The sequence below is a fragment of the Streptomyces sp. TS71-3 genome (genome assembly GCF_018327685.1).
GTDB lineage: Bacteria > Actinomycetota > Actinomycetes > Streptomycetales > Streptomycetaceae > Streptomyces.
The window spans coordinates 4,128,473-4,145,686 of record NZ_BNEL01000001.1 but is presented as its reverse complement, the minus strand read 5'-3'; the positions used below and the strand labels follow the sequence as shown (position 1 = coordinate 4,145,686).

The 17,214-nt window shown below is 71.5% G+C and carries 18 protein-coding genes; 8 read left to right on the top strand and 10 right to left on the bottom strand.

Annotated features, from left to right (window positions below):
* Nucleotides 1-7: 7 nt before the first annotated feature.
* From Sm713_RS16690 to ggt, 5 genes are all read right to left on the bottom strand, one after another.
* Complete coding sequence (locus tag Sm713_RS16690) at nucleotides 8-271, bottom strand: gas vesicle protein GvpG (protein ID WP_212910394.1); 264 nt, start codon at nucleotides 269-271, stop codon at nucleotides 8-10.
* Nucleotides 272-348: 77 nt separating this feature from the next.
* The gene (locus Sm713_RS16685) at nucleotides 349-1,062 is read right to left on the bottom strand and encodes a GvpL/GvpF family gas vesicle protein (RefSeq protein WP_212910393.1); all 714 of its coding nucleotides are present in this window, start codon (nucleotides 1,060-1,062) and stop codon (nucleotides 349-351) included.
* A 3-nt stretch (nucleotides 1,063-1,065) separates the two neighbouring features.
* On the bottom strand, nucleotides 1,066-1,512 hold the full coding sequence (locus tag Sm713_RS16680; RefSeq protein WP_212910392.1) for a gas vesicle structural protein GvpA: 447 nt from the start codon (nucleotides 1,510-1,512) through the stop codon (nucleotides 1,066-1,068).
* A 54-nt stretch (nucleotides 1,513-1,566) separates the two neighbouring features.
* A complete protein-coding gene (locus Sm713_RS16675) occupies nucleotides 1,567-1,881 on the bottom strand; it encodes a gas vesicle protein (RefSeq protein WP_374195991.1) in 315 nt (104 codons plus the stop codon).
* Nucleotides 1,882-2,337: 456 nt separating this feature from the next.
* Entirely contained in the window at nucleotides 2,338-4,329 is a 1,992-nt protein-coding gene (gene ggt, locus Sm713_RS16670) for a gamma-glutamyltransferase (RefSeq protein WP_212910391.1), read from the bottom strand.
* Between the two features lie 291 nt (nucleotides 4,330-4,620).
* On the opposite strand from ggt, the gene def reads away from it, so the two are divergent.
* Nucleotides 4,621-5,271: a peptide deformylase gene (def, locus tag Sm713_RS16665; RefSeq protein WP_212910390.1), complete on the top strand. Its 651-nt coding sequence runs from the start codon at nucleotides 4,621-4,623 to the stop codon at nucleotides 5,269-5,271.
* Between the two features lie 308 nt (nucleotides 5,272-5,579).
* Here def and Sm713_RS16660 read toward each other — a convergent pair whose 3' ends face one another.
* A complete protein-coding gene (locus Sm713_RS16660) occupies nucleotides 5,580-6,518 on the bottom strand; it encodes a LysR family transcriptional regulator (protein WP_283249780.1) in 939 nt (312 codons plus the stop codon).
* A gap of 73 nt (nucleotides 6,519-6,591) precedes the next feature.
* Between Sm713_RS16660 and Sm713_RS16655 the strand changes: the two genes are divergently transcribed.
* Complete coding sequence (locus Sm713_RS16655) at nucleotides 6,592-6,765, top strand: hypothetical protein (RefSeq protein ID WP_212910389.1); 174 nt, start codon at nucleotides 6,592-6,594, stop codon at nucleotides 6,763-6,765.
* A 45-nt stretch (nucleotides 6,766-6,810) separates the two neighbouring features.
* On the top strand, nucleotides 6,811-7,494 hold the full coding sequence (locus Sm713_RS16650; RefSeq protein ID WP_212910388.1) for a hypothetical protein: 684 nt from the start codon (nucleotides 6,811-6,813) through the stop codon (nucleotides 7,492-7,494).
* A 31-nt stretch (nucleotides 7,495-7,525) separates the two neighbouring features.
* Here Sm713_RS16650 and Sm713_RS16645 read toward each other — a convergent pair whose 3' ends face one another.
* The 3 genes from Sm713_RS16645 to Sm713_RS16635 form a co-directional block, all read right to left on the bottom strand.
* Nucleotides 7,526-8,455: an EI24 domain-containing protein gene (locus tag Sm713_RS16645; RefSeq protein ID WP_212910387.1), complete on the bottom strand. Its 930-nt coding sequence runs from the start codon at nucleotides 8,453-8,455 to the stop codon at nucleotides 7,526-7,528.
* Between the two features lie 237 nt (nucleotides 8,456-8,692).
* Nucleotides 8,693-9,535: a phosphotransferase gene (locus Sm713_RS16640; protein ID WP_212910386.1), complete on the bottom strand. Its 843-nt coding sequence runs from the start codon at nucleotides 9,533-9,535 to the stop codon at nucleotides 8,693-8,695.
* A gap of 172 nt (nucleotides 9,536-9,707) precedes the next feature.
* Nucleotides 9,708-10,748: an NADP-dependent oxidoreductase gene (locus Sm713_RS16635; RefSeq protein ID WP_212910385.1), complete on the bottom strand. Its 1,041-nt coding sequence runs from the start codon at nucleotides 10,746-10,748 to the stop codon at nucleotides 9,708-9,710.
* A 212-nt stretch (nucleotides 10,749-10,960) separates the two neighbouring features.
* Between Sm713_RS16635 and Sm713_RS16630 the strand changes: the two genes are divergently transcribed.
* Complete coding sequence (locus Sm713_RS16630; protein WP_212910384.1) at nucleotides 10,961-11,404, top strand: MarR family winged helix-turn-helix transcriptional regulator; 444 nt, start codon at nucleotides 10,961-10,963, stop codon at nucleotides 11,402-11,404.
* A gap of 85 nt (nucleotides 11,405-11,489) precedes the next feature.
* Here the strand turns inward: Sm713_RS16630 and Sm713_RS16625 are convergent, their stop codons facing one another.
* Entirely contained in the window at nucleotides 11,490-12,200 is a 711-nt protein-coding gene (locus Sm713_RS16625; RefSeq protein ID WP_212910383.1) for a hypothetical protein, read from the bottom strand.
* Between the two features lie 341 nt (nucleotides 12,201-12,541).
* Between Sm713_RS16625 and Sm713_RS16620 the strand changes: the two genes are divergently transcribed.
* From Sm713_RS16620 to chvE, 4 genes are all read left to right on the top strand, one after another.
* The gene (locus tag Sm713_RS16620) at nucleotides 12,542-13,750 is read left to right on the top strand and encodes a mandelate racemase/muconate lactonizing enzyme family protein (RefSeq protein WP_212910382.1); all 1,209 of its coding nucleotides are present in this window, start codon (nucleotides 12,542-12,544) and stop codon (nucleotides 13,748-13,750) included.
* Nucleotides 13,747-14,823: a zinc-binding dehydrogenase gene (locus Sm713_RS16615; protein WP_249416335.1), complete on the top strand. Its 1,077-nt coding sequence runs from the start codon at nucleotides 13,747-13,749 to the stop codon at nucleotides 14,821-14,823. The genes Sm713_RS16620 and Sm713_RS16615 overlap by 4 nt, the downstream gene beginning before the upstream one ends.
* A 213-nt stretch (nucleotides 14,824-15,036) precedes the next feature.
* Nucleotides 15,037-16,014 (top strand): hypothetical protein, encoded by a 978-nt coding sequence (locus tag Sm713_RS16610; RefSeq protein WP_212910381.1) that lies wholly within the window; start codon nucleotides 15,037-15,039, stop codon nucleotides 16,012-16,014.
* Between the two features lie 2 nt (nucleotides 16,015-16,016).
* The gene (gene chvE, locus Sm713_RS16605; protein WP_212910380.1) at nucleotides 16,017-17,189 is read left to right on the top strand and encodes a multiple monosaccharide ABC transporter substrate-binding protein; all 1,173 of its coding nucleotides are present in this window, start codon (nucleotides 16,017-16,019) and stop codon (nucleotides 17,187-17,189) included.
* Nucleotides 17,190-17,214: the final 25 nt, after the last annotated feature.

The window sequence follows — 17,214 nt, the reverse complement described above, 5'->3', positions numbered from 1 at the left end:
GAGGGCCTCAGTGCCGGGTGTCGAGACCGAGCCGCCGGCGCTCGGCATGAATCCACTCCAGCCGGTCGAGCAACTCGTCCTCACGCAGGTCGAATTCCTCTGCCGTGATCCGACCGGCCACGAGTTCCCGCTCCAGCTCGGCCAGTTGGCCGTGGACGGGGCCCGGATCGTAGAACTCCTCCTCGGCGGCCGTGAGGACCTGGCCGAGTACCCAGGAGACTCCGCGCACGGGCATGACGGGGAGAGTGAGAATCTGACTGATGAGACCCATGAATCCGCGCTCCTGGGTTCAGGTTCCGCCATCGCTCCCGGTGCGGGCGTCCCGATCTCGTTCGGGAGCCGCTGCACTCAGACGAAGCTGTAAGGCGGCAGCGGGCCGTGCAGCCGAAAAGTGAACGCCTCGCTGCGCCTGGCGGCCTCTTCGTCCACCGCCTGTGAGAACGCGGCCGCCTTGTCGCGCTTCACCAGGAACGAAACATTCAGGAAGCAGTCCTTCAACGGCTCGCCGACAACGGTGTTCAACGCCGCGGGAGCGAGGCGGTCCACCGTTTCCCTGGCATCCCTGGCCTGACGCGCGCTGACCTCTTGGGAGATCAGCTCACCAAGGCGCATTTTCTCATCGTGTGCCTCGGGATTCGCCCTCGTGAACTCATTGAGTTCGCGAATCCGTGCGGACTCCCGCAGGGCTTCGTGCAGCAGGTCGTCCTCGTCGCGCTGGACCTTCAGGTTGAATTCAAGGCAGTCCGCGAGTTGGTCGAGCCGGTCGGTGTAGGCGTCGCGGTTGTCTTCGAGGGCCTGCACGACCTGGTCGTCGTCGGGGCCGAGCAGACCGAACCGCATCGGCAGGACGGAGCCGTCGGCCATCAGCCGCTCCAGCACTGCCTGGTGGGCGGCGACGTCCCTGCGCTTCGCCCGCAGCCCCTCGGGGGCGTCACTGACCACGGCGGCCAGCGCCTTCGTCTGCACGGTACGTACCCGCTCGGGGGGCTCACCGACACCCTTCACGTCGTCGAGGCGCAGCGGGTGGCGTGCCGAAGTGATGGCGTACACATAGGTGGACATGGGCTACTCCTCCCGGCGGCGACTGGTGCGGCGGGCGGACGAACCCGACGGCTTGCGCTCGCGTTCCGTGTCCGACTCGCCGCCCTGCTGAAGGGAATCCGTGAATGCCTCCACGGCTCCGGTGAGCGCGCCCTTGCTCTTTCCCCTGGCGCCGTCTTCCGTGACCTTTCCGACGATGTCGGTCAGTCCCGGTGGCTTGTTGCGGCCGGATTCCAGGTCGAGCCGGTTGCACGCCTCCGCGAATCGCAGGTAGGTGTCGACACTCGCGACCACCACTCGCACATCGATTTTGAGGATCTCGATGCCCACCAGAGAGACCCGGACAAAAGCGTCGATGACAAGTCCGCGGTCAAGGATGAGTTCCAGGACGTCATAGAGGTTTCCGGAGCCGCTCCCACTCGTAGGAGCATTGGACTGCTGAACTACACTCACGCTGCACCTTTCTCTCATATACAGGGGTGCGCCGGATCAGCGGGCGCTGTGTCCATCCGGTGACGGGCGTGCTCACCGCCGGTCGGCCCGACCCCTCGGATAGCGTTCGGTCTTCTCGTAACCCAGCAACTCGCCCTGGCCGTCCATATCCACTCGATACGAGGCCATGAGGCTGACCGTGTCGGGAACGCGCTCGAGCTCCACGACTTCCACGGTTGCCGTCCATCCGTCGTCCGTCGCTTTGATGGCGGACACCGAATCGGGTTCCCTGTCCAGCAGCCCGGCGAGTTCCCGCATCGCACGCCGCATTGCCTCGGCGACGGAGATACGTTTCTGCACGCGGGGCTTCCGTTCGCCTGTCGCGGCTTCGCCTTCCGATCTCGGCACGGCCTCCTCCAAAGGGTCGGTTCGTGGAGCTACCGTGAAGCGCGTGCCCCACAAGACGTGACCTATGCCTGATGCGTTCGCAAGTGGAAGACGCACCACCGGTGGCGCGGCGCTCTGTGGCGCAGGTACCGCGCAAGGTGCGGCCGTAACTGCCCGGCCCCGTCCGCCCGTCAGAAGGGCTCGGGTTTCAGCCAGAATCACCACCTGGACCGGGGATCACCGAGGCGGGACACGTGCATTTGGGAGATGCCCGACTCTTCGGCGACGCTCAACTCGGGCATGTCGCATAAGAACGTCATGTACAGGTTCTGCTCGGATCCCCCGAACCCGTACGAGCGGGAAGGCACTGGAGGTGGCGGCCGGACGGCCGCCACCTCCAGTGCCCGGGTCCCAGGGCCGCCCGCCAGTTGCGCCCGGCAACCGCCCGGCGATCCGAAGCGGCTCAGGGCAGAAGCCTCACCAGCCCACCGCCGAGCCGTCCTTGCGGTGGTCGGAGGCGGCGCGGTAGACGCCGTTCACAGGGCCGTCGGGCCCGGTCGCCGCCGGGTGGTCGCCCTCGTGCTCCGGGGTGAAGAGGATGGCCTGGTAGCCGCCCATCGAGGAGGTGTCCGGGTCGGTGAGGTGGTGGCCGAGCGCCTTCAGGCCCTCGCCCACCAGGTCGTACAGCTCGGGTTCCAGGCCGAGGGAGTTCTCGTACTGGTTGTGGGCGAAGCGGGCAGCGTCGACCGCGGCCTGCGGGTTCATGCCGAGGTCGATCATGTTGACCAGCTCGGTGGCCTGGGCCTGCGGCTGCTCGGCGCCGCCCATGTTGCCGAAGGACAGGACGGGGCGGCCGTCCTTCATCACGAACGCCGGTATCAGCGTGTGGTACGGGCGCTTGTGCGGGGCCACGATGTTGGGCGAGTCGGGGTCGAGGTTGAAGAGGGCGCCGCGGTTCTGGAGCGGGTAGCCGTAGCCCGGCACGGTGATGCCGGAGCCGAACGAGTCGAAGACGCTGTAGATGAACGACGTCATGTTGCCCCACCGGTCGGCCGTGGTGAGGTAGACGGTGCCGGAGATGACCGTGCCCGGGTAGCGGGGCGTGCCCGCCCGGTTCGGGTCGATCCTGGCGCACTGCTGCTTGGCGTAGTCCTTGGAGAGCAGCTTGTCCAGCGGCACGTCCGTGAAGCGGGGGTCGCCCTGGTAGTGGTTGAGGTCGTCGTACGCGAGCTTCTTCGCCTCCACCAGCAGGTGCCAGAACTGCGGGGAGCGCGGGCCCAGTTCGGCCAGGTCGTAGCCGAGCACGGGGCCGATCTGCTCGATGATGTTGAGCATGATCAGGGTGGCGAAGCCCTGGGTGTTGGGCGGCAGCTCGTAGACGTCGTAGCCGTGGTAGTTCACGGTGATGGGGTCGACCCACTCGGCCTTGAAGTCCGCGAGGTCGGCGGGGTCCATGGCGCCGCCGGCGGCGCGGATCTTCTTCACGATCGCGTCGGCTATCGCGCCGGTGTACATGGCGTCCCGGCCCTCGCGTGCGATCAGTCGGTACGCGGCAGCCAGGTCGGGGTTGCGGAAGATGCCGTACAGCTCGGGGGCCTTGCCTTGCTTGAGGAAGGTCCTGGCCGAGTCGGCGTCCTTCGCCAGCAGGTCGGTGACGCCGCTCCACTGGTGGTGGATGCGCTCGGTGAGGCCGAAGCCCTGCTCGGCCAGTTCGATGGACGGCTCCAGCAGGGTCCCCAGGTCACGGGTGCCGAAGCGGTCGACAAGGCGGTGCCAGCCCTCGACGGCGCCGGGCACGGTGATGGTGTGCACGCCGTGTTCCGGCATGCCGGTCTGCTGCGTGTAGCCGTGGTCGCGGAAGTATCCGGGGGTCCAGGCGGAGGGCGCCCAGCCGCTGGAGTTGAGGCCGTGGAGCCCCCGGTCGGCGGCGCTGTAGTGGATGGCGAAGGAGTCGCCGCCGATGCCCGCGCTGTTGGGCTCGACGAGGCCGAGCATGGCGGCCGTCGCCACGGCGGCGTCGGCGGAGTTGCCGCCCTCCTGGAGGATGCGCAGACCGGCCTGGGCGGCGATGGACTGGCTGGTGGCCACCACGCCGCGCCGGGCCAGCACTTCGGCGCGGGTCTGCCCGCCCCAGCCGCCGTCCCTGCTGCCGCGTACGGCCTTGATGGTGACACCCGGCTCGGCCGCGGAGGCGGTGGGCCGGCCGAAGGGGGTGGAACTGGCCTTCGTCGTCACGGGCCCCCGGGCGGCGGCGTTCGCGGCACCCGGTGCGGCGGCTCGGGCCGGGGCGGAGGCCGCGACCTGCGCGCCGCCCACGGCGCCGAGGGTCGCGGCGGCGACGGCTCCGTTCAGCACGGTTCTGCGGGCAGGGCCGGGGGCGGAGGTGGCGGGCGCAGAGGTCTGAGGCGGGGTGGAAGCGGGGGCGCTGTCTCGGGGGGCGTCCTGGGATGGCGTGGGTGCGTCACTCACTGCACAGACCTTCCTTCCGACGGGCTTTCGGGCAGACAGGACTTACCGGCGTGCCCCCCGGATGCGGCTCCGGGACGGGCACGAGCAGCCACAGGGTCTACCACCTGGCCTATGCACCTACAAGGCCGCGCTGTCCGAAAACGCGCTGCGGGAGACCTTGACACGCCGCATTCCAGCACGTCAGCGGACACGCAAACGGAATACAATCTCCAGCATGCGGTATACGATATCCGCAGCCGGCCCGGGGTGAGGCCGCGCGCCGGGCCGACCGGGGGATGGCATGCTGGCGGGATGTCCGCCACCGCGCTTCCGCCGCTCGACGCCTACGTCGAGGAACTGCTGGGTACGCCCGGCCCGCTCCCCATCGTCTCCGCCGGGGACCCCGTGCTGCGCCACCCCGCCGCGCCGTACGAGGGCCAGCTCGCCGCCCCACTCCTGAACCGCCTGATCGAGGCGATGCGCGAGACCATGCACGCCGCGCCCGGCGTGGGCCTGGCCGCGCCGCAGGTCGGGATCCCGCTCAGGATCGCGGTCGTGGAGGATCCGGCGGAGGTCGGCGACGAGGTGCGGGATGCCAGGGGGCGGGTACCGTTGCCGTTCCGCGTGCTCGTGAACCCGTCGTACCGGCCGGCCGGCGCCGCGCGCGCCGCGTTCTTCGAGGGCTGCCTGAGCGTGCCGGGCTGGCAGGCCGTGGTGGCCCGGCACGCGAGGATCAGGCTGCGCGCCGAGGACGAGCAGGGGCGGCAGGTGGACGAGGAGTGCGCGGGCTGGCCGGCACGCATCGTGCAGCACGAGACGGACCACCTCGACGGCACGCTCTACCTGGACCGCGCCGAACTCCGCTCGCTCACCACGCAGCAGGCGCTGGTCGACCGCTGGGCGCAGCCCACGCCCCACACCGCCGCCCGCGCGCTCGGCTTCAGCCTTCCGGTGGACGACTGAGCTGGGGCGCCTGCGGGGTGGGGCGTTCGGTGGCGGAGGTTCCGGAGCGCGCGGCGGGCGGCCGAGCCGTGGCGGCGCCAACGGCACGCCGTAGCGGATGAGCGGTCAGGCGGCCTGCCGCGGCCTACGGCCCGTCAGGCGACCTGCGGCATCCGGTGACCCGTAGGGCGATCTGTCGCATCCGGTGACCCGTCAGACGACCTGCCGTGGCCAGTGACCCGTCAGGCGGCCTGCCCCATCCTGCGACCCCTCAGACGACCTGCCGTAGCCAGTGACCCGTCAGACGACCCGCCGTAGCCAGTGACCCGTCAGGCCGCCTGCGGCCAGTCGTCCATGTCCCGGTGGTCGCGGACCGCCGCCTCCAGCGCCCGTATCCCGAGGTCGATGAGCGGGTTCTGCCGGCTGCCCCGGCGCACGCAGGTGAGGATGCGCCGTGTCGGCATGTTCTCGCTCGCCACCGGAACCCGCACCACCGCCTGGCCTGCCGGGCCCTCGGCCAGCCGCGGGACCAGCGAGACGCCCAGCCCGTTCCCGACCAGCGACCAGACCGCCAGCCAGTGGGTGGCGGCGTGCACGATCCGCGGCGAGAAGCCGGCCCCCGCGCACAGCATCCGCACCCGCTGGGCGTGGTCGCAGGTGCCCGGGTCGGCGACGATCCAGTCCTCGGCGGCCGCGTCCTCCAGCCGCACCGACGCCTCCCGCGCCAGCGCGTGGCCGGCGGGCACCAGCATGACGTGCGGCTCCTCCAGCAGGTGGCTCTGCTCGAACCGCGCGTCGTCCGGCGGCGGCCCGCCCTCGATGGGCTCCACGACCGCGAGGTCCACCTCGCCCGCCACCAGCAGGTCCATGCTCTCCTCGGTGTCGCACTCGCGCACCCGCACCAGGAGATCGGGGTGGCTGTGCCGCAGCCGCCCGGCCGCGGGGGCGATGAGGCCGCTGATGGCGGTGGTGAAGCCCGCGATGCGCAGCGGTCCGGTCAGGCCCGCCCGGTAGGACTCCAGCTCCGCCTGCGCCTCCTCCCACCGTGCCAGCAGCGCGTCCGCGTGCTCGATGAGCAGGCGCCCGGCCGGGGTCAGCCGGATGCCGCGGCCCTGCGGCTCCAGGAGCGGGACCTTGAGCTCGCGGGCGAGTTCGCGCATGTGGTGGGAGATGGCCGACGGGGTGAGGTGCAGGGCCGCGGCGGCCGCGGTGACCGTGCCCTGCTGGTGCACCACGCGGAGCATATGAAGCCGGCGCAGGTCAATCATGAAACAATCTTGCACACATCACCTGCAAAATGCGCAATAGACCGCAACGGTCGTCCGGGGTCATCCTGCTGCCATGAACACCGACACGAGCACCGTCGTCTCCCGGCACACCACCAGCGAGGGCGTCGTGGTCTGGAGCCGCTGCGCCTGCGGACGGCTCCAGATGGCCCTGGTTCCCTACGGCACCGACGGCAGGGCACTCGTCGCGGGCCGACACGACATCCGGTGTCCCCGCTGCGGCCGTTAGCGCTACCCGGCGCCAGAAGGCCCACGGCGCTGCGAGACTGCCGTCATGGCCATGCGCTTGATCTCCGTCATCGGGAACAGCCCCGGCGCGGGCAAGTCCACTCTCTGCCGCGCGTTGGCACGGTGGCTCTCCGGCACGGGCGCTTCGGTCGACCACTTCGAGGAGGCGGACATCCTCAAACGGGCGGCCTTCCGGCCCGTGGCCGAGGAGTTCGCCGACGGGACCGGCTCCGTCCGACCGGCAACCCTGGTCGAGTGCACGCGCGCCTACGTCGCGGAGTCGCTCGCGGAGGGCAGGGACTACCTGCTGACGGACGCCCTTCTGCCGTTCATTCCCTCCCTGGTGGCCTGGGGCCACCCCGAGGAGACCGTCCGCCATGTCCTCGCCGAGCTGGCCCGGGCCGTGAAGCCCGCCGAGGTGATCCTGGTGTACGTCCACGACGATCCGGAGAGGGCACTGCGGCGTGCGGTCGATCGGGAAGGCGGTGGCTGGGAGGACTGGTACGTGTCCAAGCTCGCCGCCTCCCCCGGTACGAGGGCCGTCCGTGACCTCGCCTCTGCCGCCGCGCACCTGCGTTCCGAGGCCGAACTGACCCGTCGTCTCCTCGGGCGGACCCCGTGGCACGTCCTGACCGTCGATATGGGGACACTGAACGCCGAGGAGGCTTACGCCCGCACCCGGCGGTACCTGAACGGCCTACTGGCGCTGCCGGGACGTCCAGCCGCGTAGCCCGCTCGTCTCCTCCGGAGGAGACGGCGCCCTAAGACCCCTGCCCGTACGGCGAGTTGCCCTGCGGGCGCCCGTGCGGCGCACCCACCGGCGGAACGGGACCGCCCGCGCCGTCCACTCCACCGGGCCCGGTCGGCTCCGGGGCCTTCCCCGCCGCTCCATCCGGCACCGCTCCCTCAGGCACCGTCCCCTCGGGGGCCGTTCCCTCGGGGGCCGTCTCCTCCCCCAGCAGGTCGCGGGCCAGCAGCGTGGCGCCCGCGACCGCGCCCGGCATCAGGAAGACGGAGACCAGGGGCACCGTGAAGACCGCCGCGAGCGGTGCGCCGAAGCCCCAGGCGAGGGACCTGCGGGCGCGCAGCAGCGCGAGCCGCTCACGTAGTCCGACACCGCGGCGCTGGAGCGCCACCGCCGTCAGCTCCTGCGTGAGGAAGAACCCGGTCACGAAGAACCCGACCACCGGCACCACCGTCTGCCCCAGCACCGGCAGGAATCCCAGCGCGAAGAGCAGCACTCCCCACAGGGTGGCACGCACCAGCACGCGCACGCTGTCGCGGGCCGAGATCCACATCTCGCGCGGGAGCGGCAGATCCGAGGTGGGTGTGGTGCCGTCCGGTGAGACGGAGCGGTCGACACGCTCCGACAGCGCCTCGTAGAACGGCTGGCCCACCACCAGGGTCACCGCGGTGAAGGTGAGCACCGCGAGCAGCAGCGCCAGCGCGAACAGCACCACTGTCAGAAAGCCGCGGAAGAGGCCGTTCCAGGGCGAGGACCAGTCGTCGGCGAAGGGCGTGGCCCAGGTGACCAGGTCGTCGCCCCAGATGGCGAGGCACACCAGCACACCGATGTACAGCACCAGCGTGATCAGCCCGGGCAGCAGGCCGAAGCCGTACTGCCTGCCGTTGCGGGCAACCCAGCGCTGCCCTTTCACCAAGTAGCCGAAGCCTGTACCGAGATCACGCATGCCGCGCACCCTACCGGGCCCACCGGGGGTGCCCGGGGCGGCGTCCGCGTTCCGGGCGAGGTACGCCCACAACGCTCACCACGCAGAGTTTCCGTGTACGCACACGGCCGGCGGGTGGCGGACCTGTGCCCGGGCCCGGACGCCGGCGGCGACTCCCTGCGGGCCGTCGTAGCCGATGCCGGGACCCCCCGGCCACCTCCGGCGCCTGAAGCATGAGCGTGCGTATCGGCCCGGCGCTCAGCTTCGTCCGCAGCGGTCGAGCGCGGCACGAACCCGGTTGAGTCCCTCCACTCTCCAGTGGGCCCGGTCGGGCATCTGGTCGGCTCGGCGCCAGCGCCAGGCCGAGAACATCGCCCAGTTCAGGGCGCGGCACCGGAGGATCAGGCCCTGGTCTGCCCCGGCGTAGTGCTTTCCGGCTTCTTCGGGTGCGTGGGCGAGGTCGAACTCGATCGGCCCGCGGCAGCACGTGGCGAGGTCCACGAGAAGCGGTCCTCTCCTCGTGTTGAGGAGGTTGCCCGGATGGGGCTCGCCGTGCAGCAGTTGTTCGCCGGACTTCCCGGTGCTGATCGTGGTGCTCAGTCCACTGAGCGTGTGGCTGAGGAGTTCCCGGTCGGCATCGGGCAAGTCGGGGGTCCGCTCCCTGTCGTTCACCTCTCCGAGTGCCCCGGCGACTCGATCGGCGACATGCGGTGCGTCCAGATCGATCCGGCGCAGGGCCGCATGGTGCCGCAGGAGTACGTCCGCGTAGTCGGCCGGCGCGATCTCCGATCCCACGGGTTCGTAGTAGGTCCAGAGCGAGACGGCGAAGGCGTCACGCACATGGACCCGGTGGCCGGTCCGAGGATCGAGCTCGGCCACCGGTGCGTCGACGTCGGCGAGACGGCGGGCGACCTCCACTTCGAACTCGGAACCGGCCAGATGCCCCGACGGTGCTACCCGGGCCAGGACATCGCACGGGACCAGGCGCAGCGCGACGCGGTCCGAGTTGTGGACGACGACCACGTCGTCGACCCGAAGGCCCAGCTCCGAAGCGGTCGCCCGTCCGGCCTCGACCGCCCGACGGAGTTCCCACGGCTCCATGCCGTCCTCCCTCATCGTTGAGTACGGATACTCCCGCAGGGACGACGGCGACGCCTCGATGTTTTCGCGAACATCATCAGCATCCGGCCCCGGGCCCGGACCCGCGGTACCGCATCCGCCGCACGTCGCGACGGCATCCGGCACCGCGGGGGGAGCCGCGCGTGGGCGGGCGTCAGGCGTCGAGGCTGACGATCATCTTTCCGGTGTTCTCACCGCGCAGCATCCCGAGGAACGCCTCCACGCCGTTCTCGACGCCCTCCACGAACGTCTCGTGGTGCCGCAGCTCGCCGGAGCGGACCCAGCCGGAGGCCTCCTCGACGAAGCGGGGCATCAGCGCCTGGTGATCGCTGACGATCATGCCCTGGAGGCGGAGCCGCTTGCCCACCGCCAGCGCGAGGTTGCGCGGGCCGGGGACCGGGGCCGTGGCGTTGTACTGGGAGATCATCCCGCAGAGCGTCACCCGGCCGTTCTGCTTCAGCCGGCTTATCGCGGCCTCCAGGTGCTCGCCGCCGACGTTGTCGAAGTAGACGTCTATCCCCTCCGGCGCGGCCTGCTTGAGCTGGTCGCCGACCGGCCCGTCCTTGTAGTTGAACGCCGCGTGGAAGCCGTACTCCTCGCGCAGCATCTCGACCTTGGCGTCCGAGCCCGCCGAGCCGATCACCCGGGAGGCGCCCTTGAGCCGGGCCAGCTGCCCGGCCACGCTGCCCACCGCCCCGGCCGCGCCCGAGACGAAGACCACATCGCCCGGCTGGAAGGAGGCGATCTCCATCAGACCCGCGTAGGCGGTGAGGCCGGGCATGCCGAGGACGCCGAGGTGAGCGGGGAGCGGGGCGAGCGAGTCGTCCACCTTGGTGGCGCCGCGCGCGTCCAGGTCCGCGTACTCCCGCCAGCCGCGGCCGTGCACCACCAGGTCGCCGGGGGCGAAGCCGTCGGCCCCGGAGGCGACGACCTCGCCGACGGCGCCGCCGTCCATGGGGACGTCCAGCTGGTACGGCGGCACGTAGGACTTCACGTCGTTCATCCGGCCGCGCATGTAGGGGTCGACGGAGAAGTACCGGTTGCGCACCAGGATCCGGCCCTCGGCGGGAGCGGTCAGCGGCACCTCACGGAGCGCGAAGTCCTCGGGGACGGGCCAGCCCTGCGGGCGGCGCACCAGGTGCCAGGCACGGCCGGTGGTGGGGAGCTGTGAGGGGTTCGGGCTGGTGCCGGGCATGATTCGGCGGCCTCCTGTGACGACGTGGTTGCCTCTGGTGCCTGCGGCCGTTTCGGCCGGGCTTCCGGGCTCGCCGAGGGGGCGGTCCTCCCCGTGGCACCTCGCTTCGACAGGTGTCCGGAGCAGCGCGGGCGGCCCCAGAAGCTTCAGACTATGAAACACCATGCTCCGCGATATTTCAGCAAGTCAAGTAAACGGGTAGCCTGGAAGGTATGAGCACCACCACACGTCCCGCCCGGAGCGATCCGCTGACCCTGGAGGTCGTCGACCTCATCGGCAGCGTGGTGGCCCGCTACCACCAGGAGTACGAGCAGGCGGCCGGGCGCCATGCACTGACGGGCGCGCAGGCGCGGATACTCAGCCTGCTGGCCATCGAGCCGCTCCCGATGCGCCGGATCGCACGGGCGATGAAGTGCGAGCCGTCGAACGTGACGGGAATCATCGACCGGCTGGAGGCGCGCGGCCTCGTGGAGCGGCGCCCCGACCCCGCGGACCGCCGGGTGAAGCTGGCCGCACCCACCCGGGAGGGAGCGCGCACGGCCCGGAGCCTGCGGGACTCGCTCGACTTCGCCCGCGAGCCGCTGGCCGGGCTCTCCCGGCAGGAGCGGATGATGCTGCGCGGGCTGCTGCGCCGGATGCTGGGCGAGGACTCCTAGCCCCGCCAAGGCGGCGTTCGCCCCCGTCTCGGCTCCCCCACGGGTAGCCCGCGGAGGACGGCCCCGGCCCCCTCCGGCCGCCCCCTCAGCTGCAGATGTAGACGATGATCCACCTGCACGACGGGGACGGGCTCGGCTGCGGATGGGACGGCGGCTTGGAGGTGGCGGGCGGCGCGGGATCGTCGGAGCCGCCGCCGGGGGTGCCGGGGGCGGAGGTCGCGCCTCCGCCGGAGCCGCCGGGGGCCGAGTGATGGGTGCTCCCTCCCCCGCCGCCCTCGTCGCCCGTACCGGCCGGGGTGTCCTTGGCCCCGTGGGTGCCCTTGGGCGTGCCGGCCTCGGACGAGGCCGCCGAGGACGTGCCGGACGACGGGTCGGCGGCGGACGAGGTGCCGGACGCGCCGCCGGCGGGAGTGGTGGCGTCGTCGGCGGGGGTGGCGTCGGAACCGCCCGGCGCCGCTGCCTTGTCGGCGTTCCTGAACGGGGTCTCTATATGGATTTCGGCCAGACTCAGTGAGCCCAGGGCGAGGAGCACGCCGGCGCCGATGATGAGGGCCCTGCGGGGCTTGCGGCGGTGGTGCGCCCTGCGGCGGCCCCCGTGGGAGCGGCGGCCCCCGCGGGAGCGGCGGCCCTCATGGACGGCCTCGGTCTCGTACTCGCCCTCCTCGTCCGGCGAGCCCGCCGCTTGCTCGGCCGCGCGGGCCTCCGCGTCGGCGCGGCAGTCTTCGGCAGACGTCCCGCACCCGGGGCACGCATAGGCGCCGTTGAGGTGCCTGCGGCACGAGTGGCAGTAATCCATGACGCACGAAGGCTAGGGGGCGCGAATGGCGTGAAGAAAGCTACGGCCGTGAATCTTGTGTGCAGAGTGGCGACTTTCCGGCGCGTCGTCGCTTCCCGCCGCGGCGACTGGTCCCACAGATCGCGATATGTCCCGCCGGGCATCCGCCGCCTCGGCATCGGCCCACATCACCGTGTGGTTTCAGCTGCCGCGAGACCCATTGACACCCCCCGCGCTCCATCCTTACTGTCTCGCCAGCATTTCGAACGTATGACGAAATTTCGAACATGCCCGGCCGGGCGACGCACCGTCAGACCAGCACGTCCGTCAGCGAGCAGCAAGAGCAGCACTGGGGAGCTACCGTGCGCATCACGGGAATAAGCACGCATGTGGTGGGAACACCCTGGCGGAATCTCACCTACGTCCAAGTGCACACCGACGAGGGCCTCACCGGCGTGGGCGAGACCCGGATGCTGGGCCACACCGACGCGCTGCTCGGCTACCTGCGCGAGGCGGAGGCGAACCACATCGCGGGCTCCGACCCGTTCGCGGTGGAGGACCTGGTGCGCCGGATGAAGTACGGCGACTACGGGCGGGCCGGCGAGATCGTGATGTCCGGCATCGCGGTCGTCGAGATGGCCTGCTGGGACATCAAGGGCAAGGCGCTCGGGGTGCCGGTCTGGCAGCTCCTCGGCGGCCGGGTCACCGACCGGGTGAAGGCGTACGCGAACGGCTGGTACACCACGGAGCGCACCCCGGAGGCGTACCACAAGGCGGCACAGGCCGTGGTCGAACGCGGTTACCGGGCCCTGAAGATCGACCCGTTCGGCACCGGCCACTTCGAGCTGGACCACGCGGAGACCCGCTACGCGGTCTCCCTGATCGAGGCGGTGCGGGACGCGATCGGTCCCGAGGCGGAGCTGATGCTGGAGATGCACGGCCGGTTCTCCCCCGCCACCGCCGTGCGGCTGGCCCACGAGATGGCGCCGTTCCGGCCGGCCTGGCTGGAGGAGCCGGTGCCGCCGGAGAACCTCAAGGCGCTGGCGAAGGTGGCTCAGAAGGTGGACCTGCCGGTGGCGACCGGCGAGCGGATCCACGACCGCATCGAGTTCCGCGAGCTCTTCGAGGCGCAGGCCGCGGACATCATCCAGCCCGACGTCGGCCACATCGGCGGCATCCTGGAGACCAGGAAGCTGGCGGCCACCGCCGAGACCCACTACATGCTGGTGGCCCCGCACAACGTCGGCGGCCCGGTGCTCACCGCCGCCTCGCTGCACGTCGCGGGCTGCACCCCCAACTTCAAGATCCTTGAGCACTTCAATGACTTCGCGGACGCCGAGATCAAGAAGGTGGTGAAGGGCGCGCCCCAGGTCGATCCGGAGACCGGCTGCTTCGCGCTGCCCACCGCCCCCGGGCTCGGGGTGGAGCTGGACACCGACGCGGCGGCGGAGTTCCCGCAGCAGCAGGCCCGCTTCGACCTGTGGGCGGAGGGCTGGGAGAAGCGGGACCCCAAGGGTTCAGGAGCCACCGCGGAGGGCTCGGCGGGCGGCGGCGGTCAGGGGCCGCGGTGAACATCGAGGGGACCGCGGAGGGTTCGGCGGCGGGGACCGCGGCCGGCCGGCACGCGGTGCTCGTCCAGGCGCCCGGCGCCCACGGTCTCGTTCCGCACGAGCCGGTGCCTCCGGGGCCCGGCGAGGCGCTGGTGCGGGTGCACGCGTGCGGGATCTGCGGCAGCGACCGGGAGGTCGTGCGCGGCCACCGGCCCTCGGCCTACGTGCGCTATCCGCTGGTGCCGGGCCACGAGTGGTCCGGGACGGTGGAGGCGGTCGGCGCGGGCGTGCCCGGGGAGTTGGTCGGGCGCAGGACCGTGGGCGAGGGGTTCCGCAACTGCCAGGTGTGCGCGCGGTGCCGCGCCGGCGAGACGACGCTGTGCACCGCGGGGTACGAGGAGACCGGCTTCACTTTGCCGGGCGCGATGGCGGGCACCCTGACCCTGCCCGCCCGGCTGCTGCACACCCTGCCGGACGACGCCGACCTCTCGGCCGCCGCGCTGCTTGAGCCGGCCGCGTGCGTGGCGGCAGCGGCGCTCAAGGCGAACGTCCGGCCGGGCGAGCGGGCCGCGGTGGTGGGCACCGGCACGCTCGGCATGCTCGCGGTCCAGTTCCTCGCGGCCTCCTCCCCCGGGCGGCTGCTCGCCGTCGGCGTGCACGACCACCGCAAGTCGCTGGCGCTCGACCTCGGCGCGAGCGACTTCCACGTCCGGGGCCCCGCGGACGCCGGCGGCGCGGACCCCGACGCGCCGGGGGGCTTCGACGTCGTCGTGGAGACCGCCGGCTCCCCGGCCGCCGCCCGTCAGGCGGCCGCGCTGCTGCGCCGCGGCGGGCGGCTGGTGCTCACCGGGATCCCGGGCCCCGGTGCCGCCGGGCTCGACCCCACGGACCTGGTGGTGCGCCAGATCACGGTGCTGACGGTGTTCGGGGCGCCGACCGCGGCGTGGGCACACGCCGTGCGGGCCTTCGGCGCCGGGCTCCTCACGCCCGCCCCGCTGATCACCCACGAACTGCCGCTGAGCGATTTCGGCCACGCGATCGACCTGGTCGACCAGGCGGCTCCCCAGACCGGAAAGGTGCTCCTCAGGCCCTGACCGCCCCGGCCGGTGCCCCGCGCGGTCCCCGGCAACCGACCACCGTCCGCCCCGCACCCCTGCCCCTCGCGACCACGGGCCGGTCCCCGGGGACGTTCGCGTCCCGCCCGGCGCCGCCACCCCTCCCACCGGGACACCGGCTCCGCGCACCAGGCCCGGAACCCAGGACCCCACCGTCCACTTGAACCATCCCACGAACGGTAAGGACAGCCCGTGACCGACAAGTCCCACGCGGCACCCCGACGGCCCGGCGAACGGGCACTCGACGCGCTCGGCCTCGCCGGGCCCCCGCTCCGCGACGAGGACGCCTCCGCGCGGGCGTTCCCCGACGGCGGCACCTGGCGCACCGAGATCCCCTCCGTGGAGGGCCCGGAGGCGCTGGCGACGGTCCTCAAGGAGTCGGAACGGCTCGACGTGCCGGTGCACCGCATCAGCCAGGGCAGCGGTGTGTGGATGCTCACCGACGCCGAGATCACCGAGATGGTGGCGGCCTGCGCGGACCGGAACATCGAGCTCTGCCTGTTCACCGGGCCGCGCGGCACCTGGGACACCGGCGCCGCCACGCGCAGCCCGTCCGGCGGCGGGGGCCTGCGGGCCCGCGGCCACGACGCGCTCGCCGGCTGCGTCGAGGACGCCCTGCGCGCCACCTCGCTCGGCGTCACGTGCGTGCTCGTCGCCGACGAGGGCGTGCTGTGGACGCTGCACCGGATGCGGTCCTCGGGCGCGCTGCCCGCGGACACCACGTTCAAGGTGTCGGCGCTGGTGGGCCCGGTGAACCCGGCGTCGTTCGCGGTCTGGGAGGGCCTCGGCGCCGACTCGGTCAACATCCCCTCGGACCTGACCCTCGAGCACTTCACGGAGATCCGCAGGGCCGCACGCGCCCCCATGGACCTCTACGTGGAGGCGCCGGACGACCTCGGCGGATACGTCCGGATGTACGACACCGCGGAGCTGATCCGCCGCGGGGCGCCCGTCTACCTGAAGTTCGGCCTCTCCAGGGCCCCCGGCATCTACCCGTACGGGGCCCACCTGCGGGACGTCACGCTGGACACCGCACGCGAGCGGGTGCGCCGTGGCCGTCTCGTCCTCGATCTGCTGGCCCGGCACGGCGCCGACGGCGGGATGTCGCCGCTCGGCTCCCGGCTGCCGGGCGAGCTCCAGCGCTTCCCCCAGCCACCCGAAGGGAACTGACCATGCGCACCCGCACGACCCCCACCCCGCCACCGCACCCCGCGGCGTCCGTACCGCGCTCGCGCCGGGCGCTGCTGCGGCCCGCCGCGGTCGCCGCGCTCTCCGTGCTGCTCGCCGCCTCGGTCACCGCCTGCGGCCAGGAGGCCAAGGGCGGCAGCCGCTACCACCCCGCGTCGAACAAGGGCGCCACCATCGGCATCGCCATGCCCACCAAGGCCTCCGAGCGGTGGATCGCCGACGGGCAGAACATGGCGAAGCAGTTCCAGAAGGCCGGGTACAAGACGGACCTCCAGTACGGCGACAACCAGGTGGACAACCAGGTCGCCCAGATCGAGAACATGATCACCAAGGGCGACCGGCTGCTGGTGATCGCCGCGATCGACGGCCGCGCGCTCACCGACGTGCTGGCCCACGCGCACGACCAGGGCATCCACGTCATCTCCTACGACCGGCTGATCCTCGGCACGCCCTACGTGGACTACTACGCGTCGTTCGACAACGAGCGGGTCGGCAAGCTCCAGGGGCAGTACATCCTGGACAAGCTCGGTCTGGAGAAGCCGGAGAAGGGTGGGAAGTCGTACAACATCGAGCTGTTCGCGGGCTCGTCCGACGACAACAACACCAAGTACTTCTGGAGCGGCGCCATGAAGGTGCTGAAGCCGTACTTCGACACGGGCCAGCTCGTGGTGCGCAGCCACCAGACCGCGATGAACCAGGCGTTCACCCAGCAGTGGGACGGCGGCACCGCGCAGAAGCGCATGGACGACCTGCTCACGAAGAACTACGGCACCGACACCGTGGACGCGGTGCTCTCGCCGTACGACGGCATCTCGATCGGTGTCCTCTCGGCCCTCAAGAGCGCCGGATACGGCAGCAAGGGCCACCCGCTGCCGGTGGTGACCGGGCAGGACGCGGAGCTGGCCTCCGTGAAGTCGATCATCCGCGGCGAGCAGACGCAGACCATCTTCAAGGACACCCGCAAGCTCGCCGCGCAGGCGGTGCAGATGGGCAACGCCGTCCTCAACGACAAGAAGCCCGAGGTCAACAACACCACCGACTACAACAACGGCAAACGGCTGGTCCCGGCGTACCTGCTCAACCCGGTCTCCGTCGACAAGTCGAACACGCACCTCCTCGTCGACGAGGGCTACTACACGAAGAAGCAGCTGTCATGACCGGGACAGAGAAGGACGGCGCGGC

What these genes read in the sequence shown, in the direction of transcription:
- Sm713_RS16690 (WP_212910394.1), bottom strand. Translation starts at nt 271, where the DNA reads ATGGGTCTCATCAGTCAGATTCTCACTCTCCCCGTCATGCCCGTGCGC.
- Sm713_RS16685 (WP_212910393.1), bottom strand. Translation starts at nt 1,062, where the DNA reads ATGTCCACCTATGTGTACGCCATCACTTCGGCACGCCACCCGCTGCGC.
- Sm713_RS16680 (WP_212910392.1), bottom strand. Translation starts at nt 1,512, where the DNA reads ATGAGAGAAAGGTGCAGCGTGAGTGTAGTTCAGCAGTCCAATGCTCCT.
- def (WP_212910390.1), top strand. Translation starts at nt 4,621, where the DNA reads ATGTCCGCCACCGCGCTTCCGCCGCTCGACGCCTACGTCGAGGAACTG.
- Sm713_RS16660 (WP_283249780.1), bottom strand. Translation starts at nt 6,518, where the DNA reads ATGATTGACCTGCGCCGGCTTCATATGCTCCGCGTGGTGCACCAGCAG.
- Sm713_RS16655 (WP_212910389.1), top strand. Translation starts at nt 6,592, where the DNA reads ATGAACACCGACACGAGCACCGTCGTCTCCCGGCACACCACCAGCGAG.
- Sm713_RS16650 (WP_212910388.1), top strand. Translation starts at nt 6,811, where the DNA reads ATGGCCATGCGCTTGATCTCCGTCATCGGGAACAGCCCCGGCGCGGGC.
- Sm713_RS16645 (WP_212910387.1), bottom strand. Translation starts at nt 8,455, where the DNA reads ATGCGTGATCTCGGTACAGGCTTCGGCTACTTGGTGAAAGGGCAGCGC.
- Sm713_RS16640 (WP_212910386.1), bottom strand. Translation starts at nt 9,535, where the DNA reads ATGGAGCCGTGGGAACTCCGTCGGGCGGTCGAGGCCGGACGGGCGACC.
- Sm713_RS16635 (WP_212910385.1), bottom strand. Translation starts at nt 10,748, where the DNA reads ATGCCCGGCACCAGCCCGAACCCCTCACAGCTCCCCACCACCGGCCGT.
- Sm713_RS16630 (WP_212910384.1), top strand. Translation starts at nt 10,961, where the DNA reads ATGAGCACCACCACACGTCCCGCCCGGAGCGATCCGCTGACCCTGGAG.
- Sm713_RS16625 (WP_212910383.1), bottom strand. Translation starts at nt 12,200, where the DNA reads ATGGATTACTGCCACTCGTGCCGCAGGCACCTCAACGGCGCCTATGCG.
- chvE (WP_212910380.1), top strand. Translation starts at nt 16,017, where the DNA reads ATGCGCACCCGCACGACCCCCACCCCGCCACCGCACCCCGCGGCGTCC.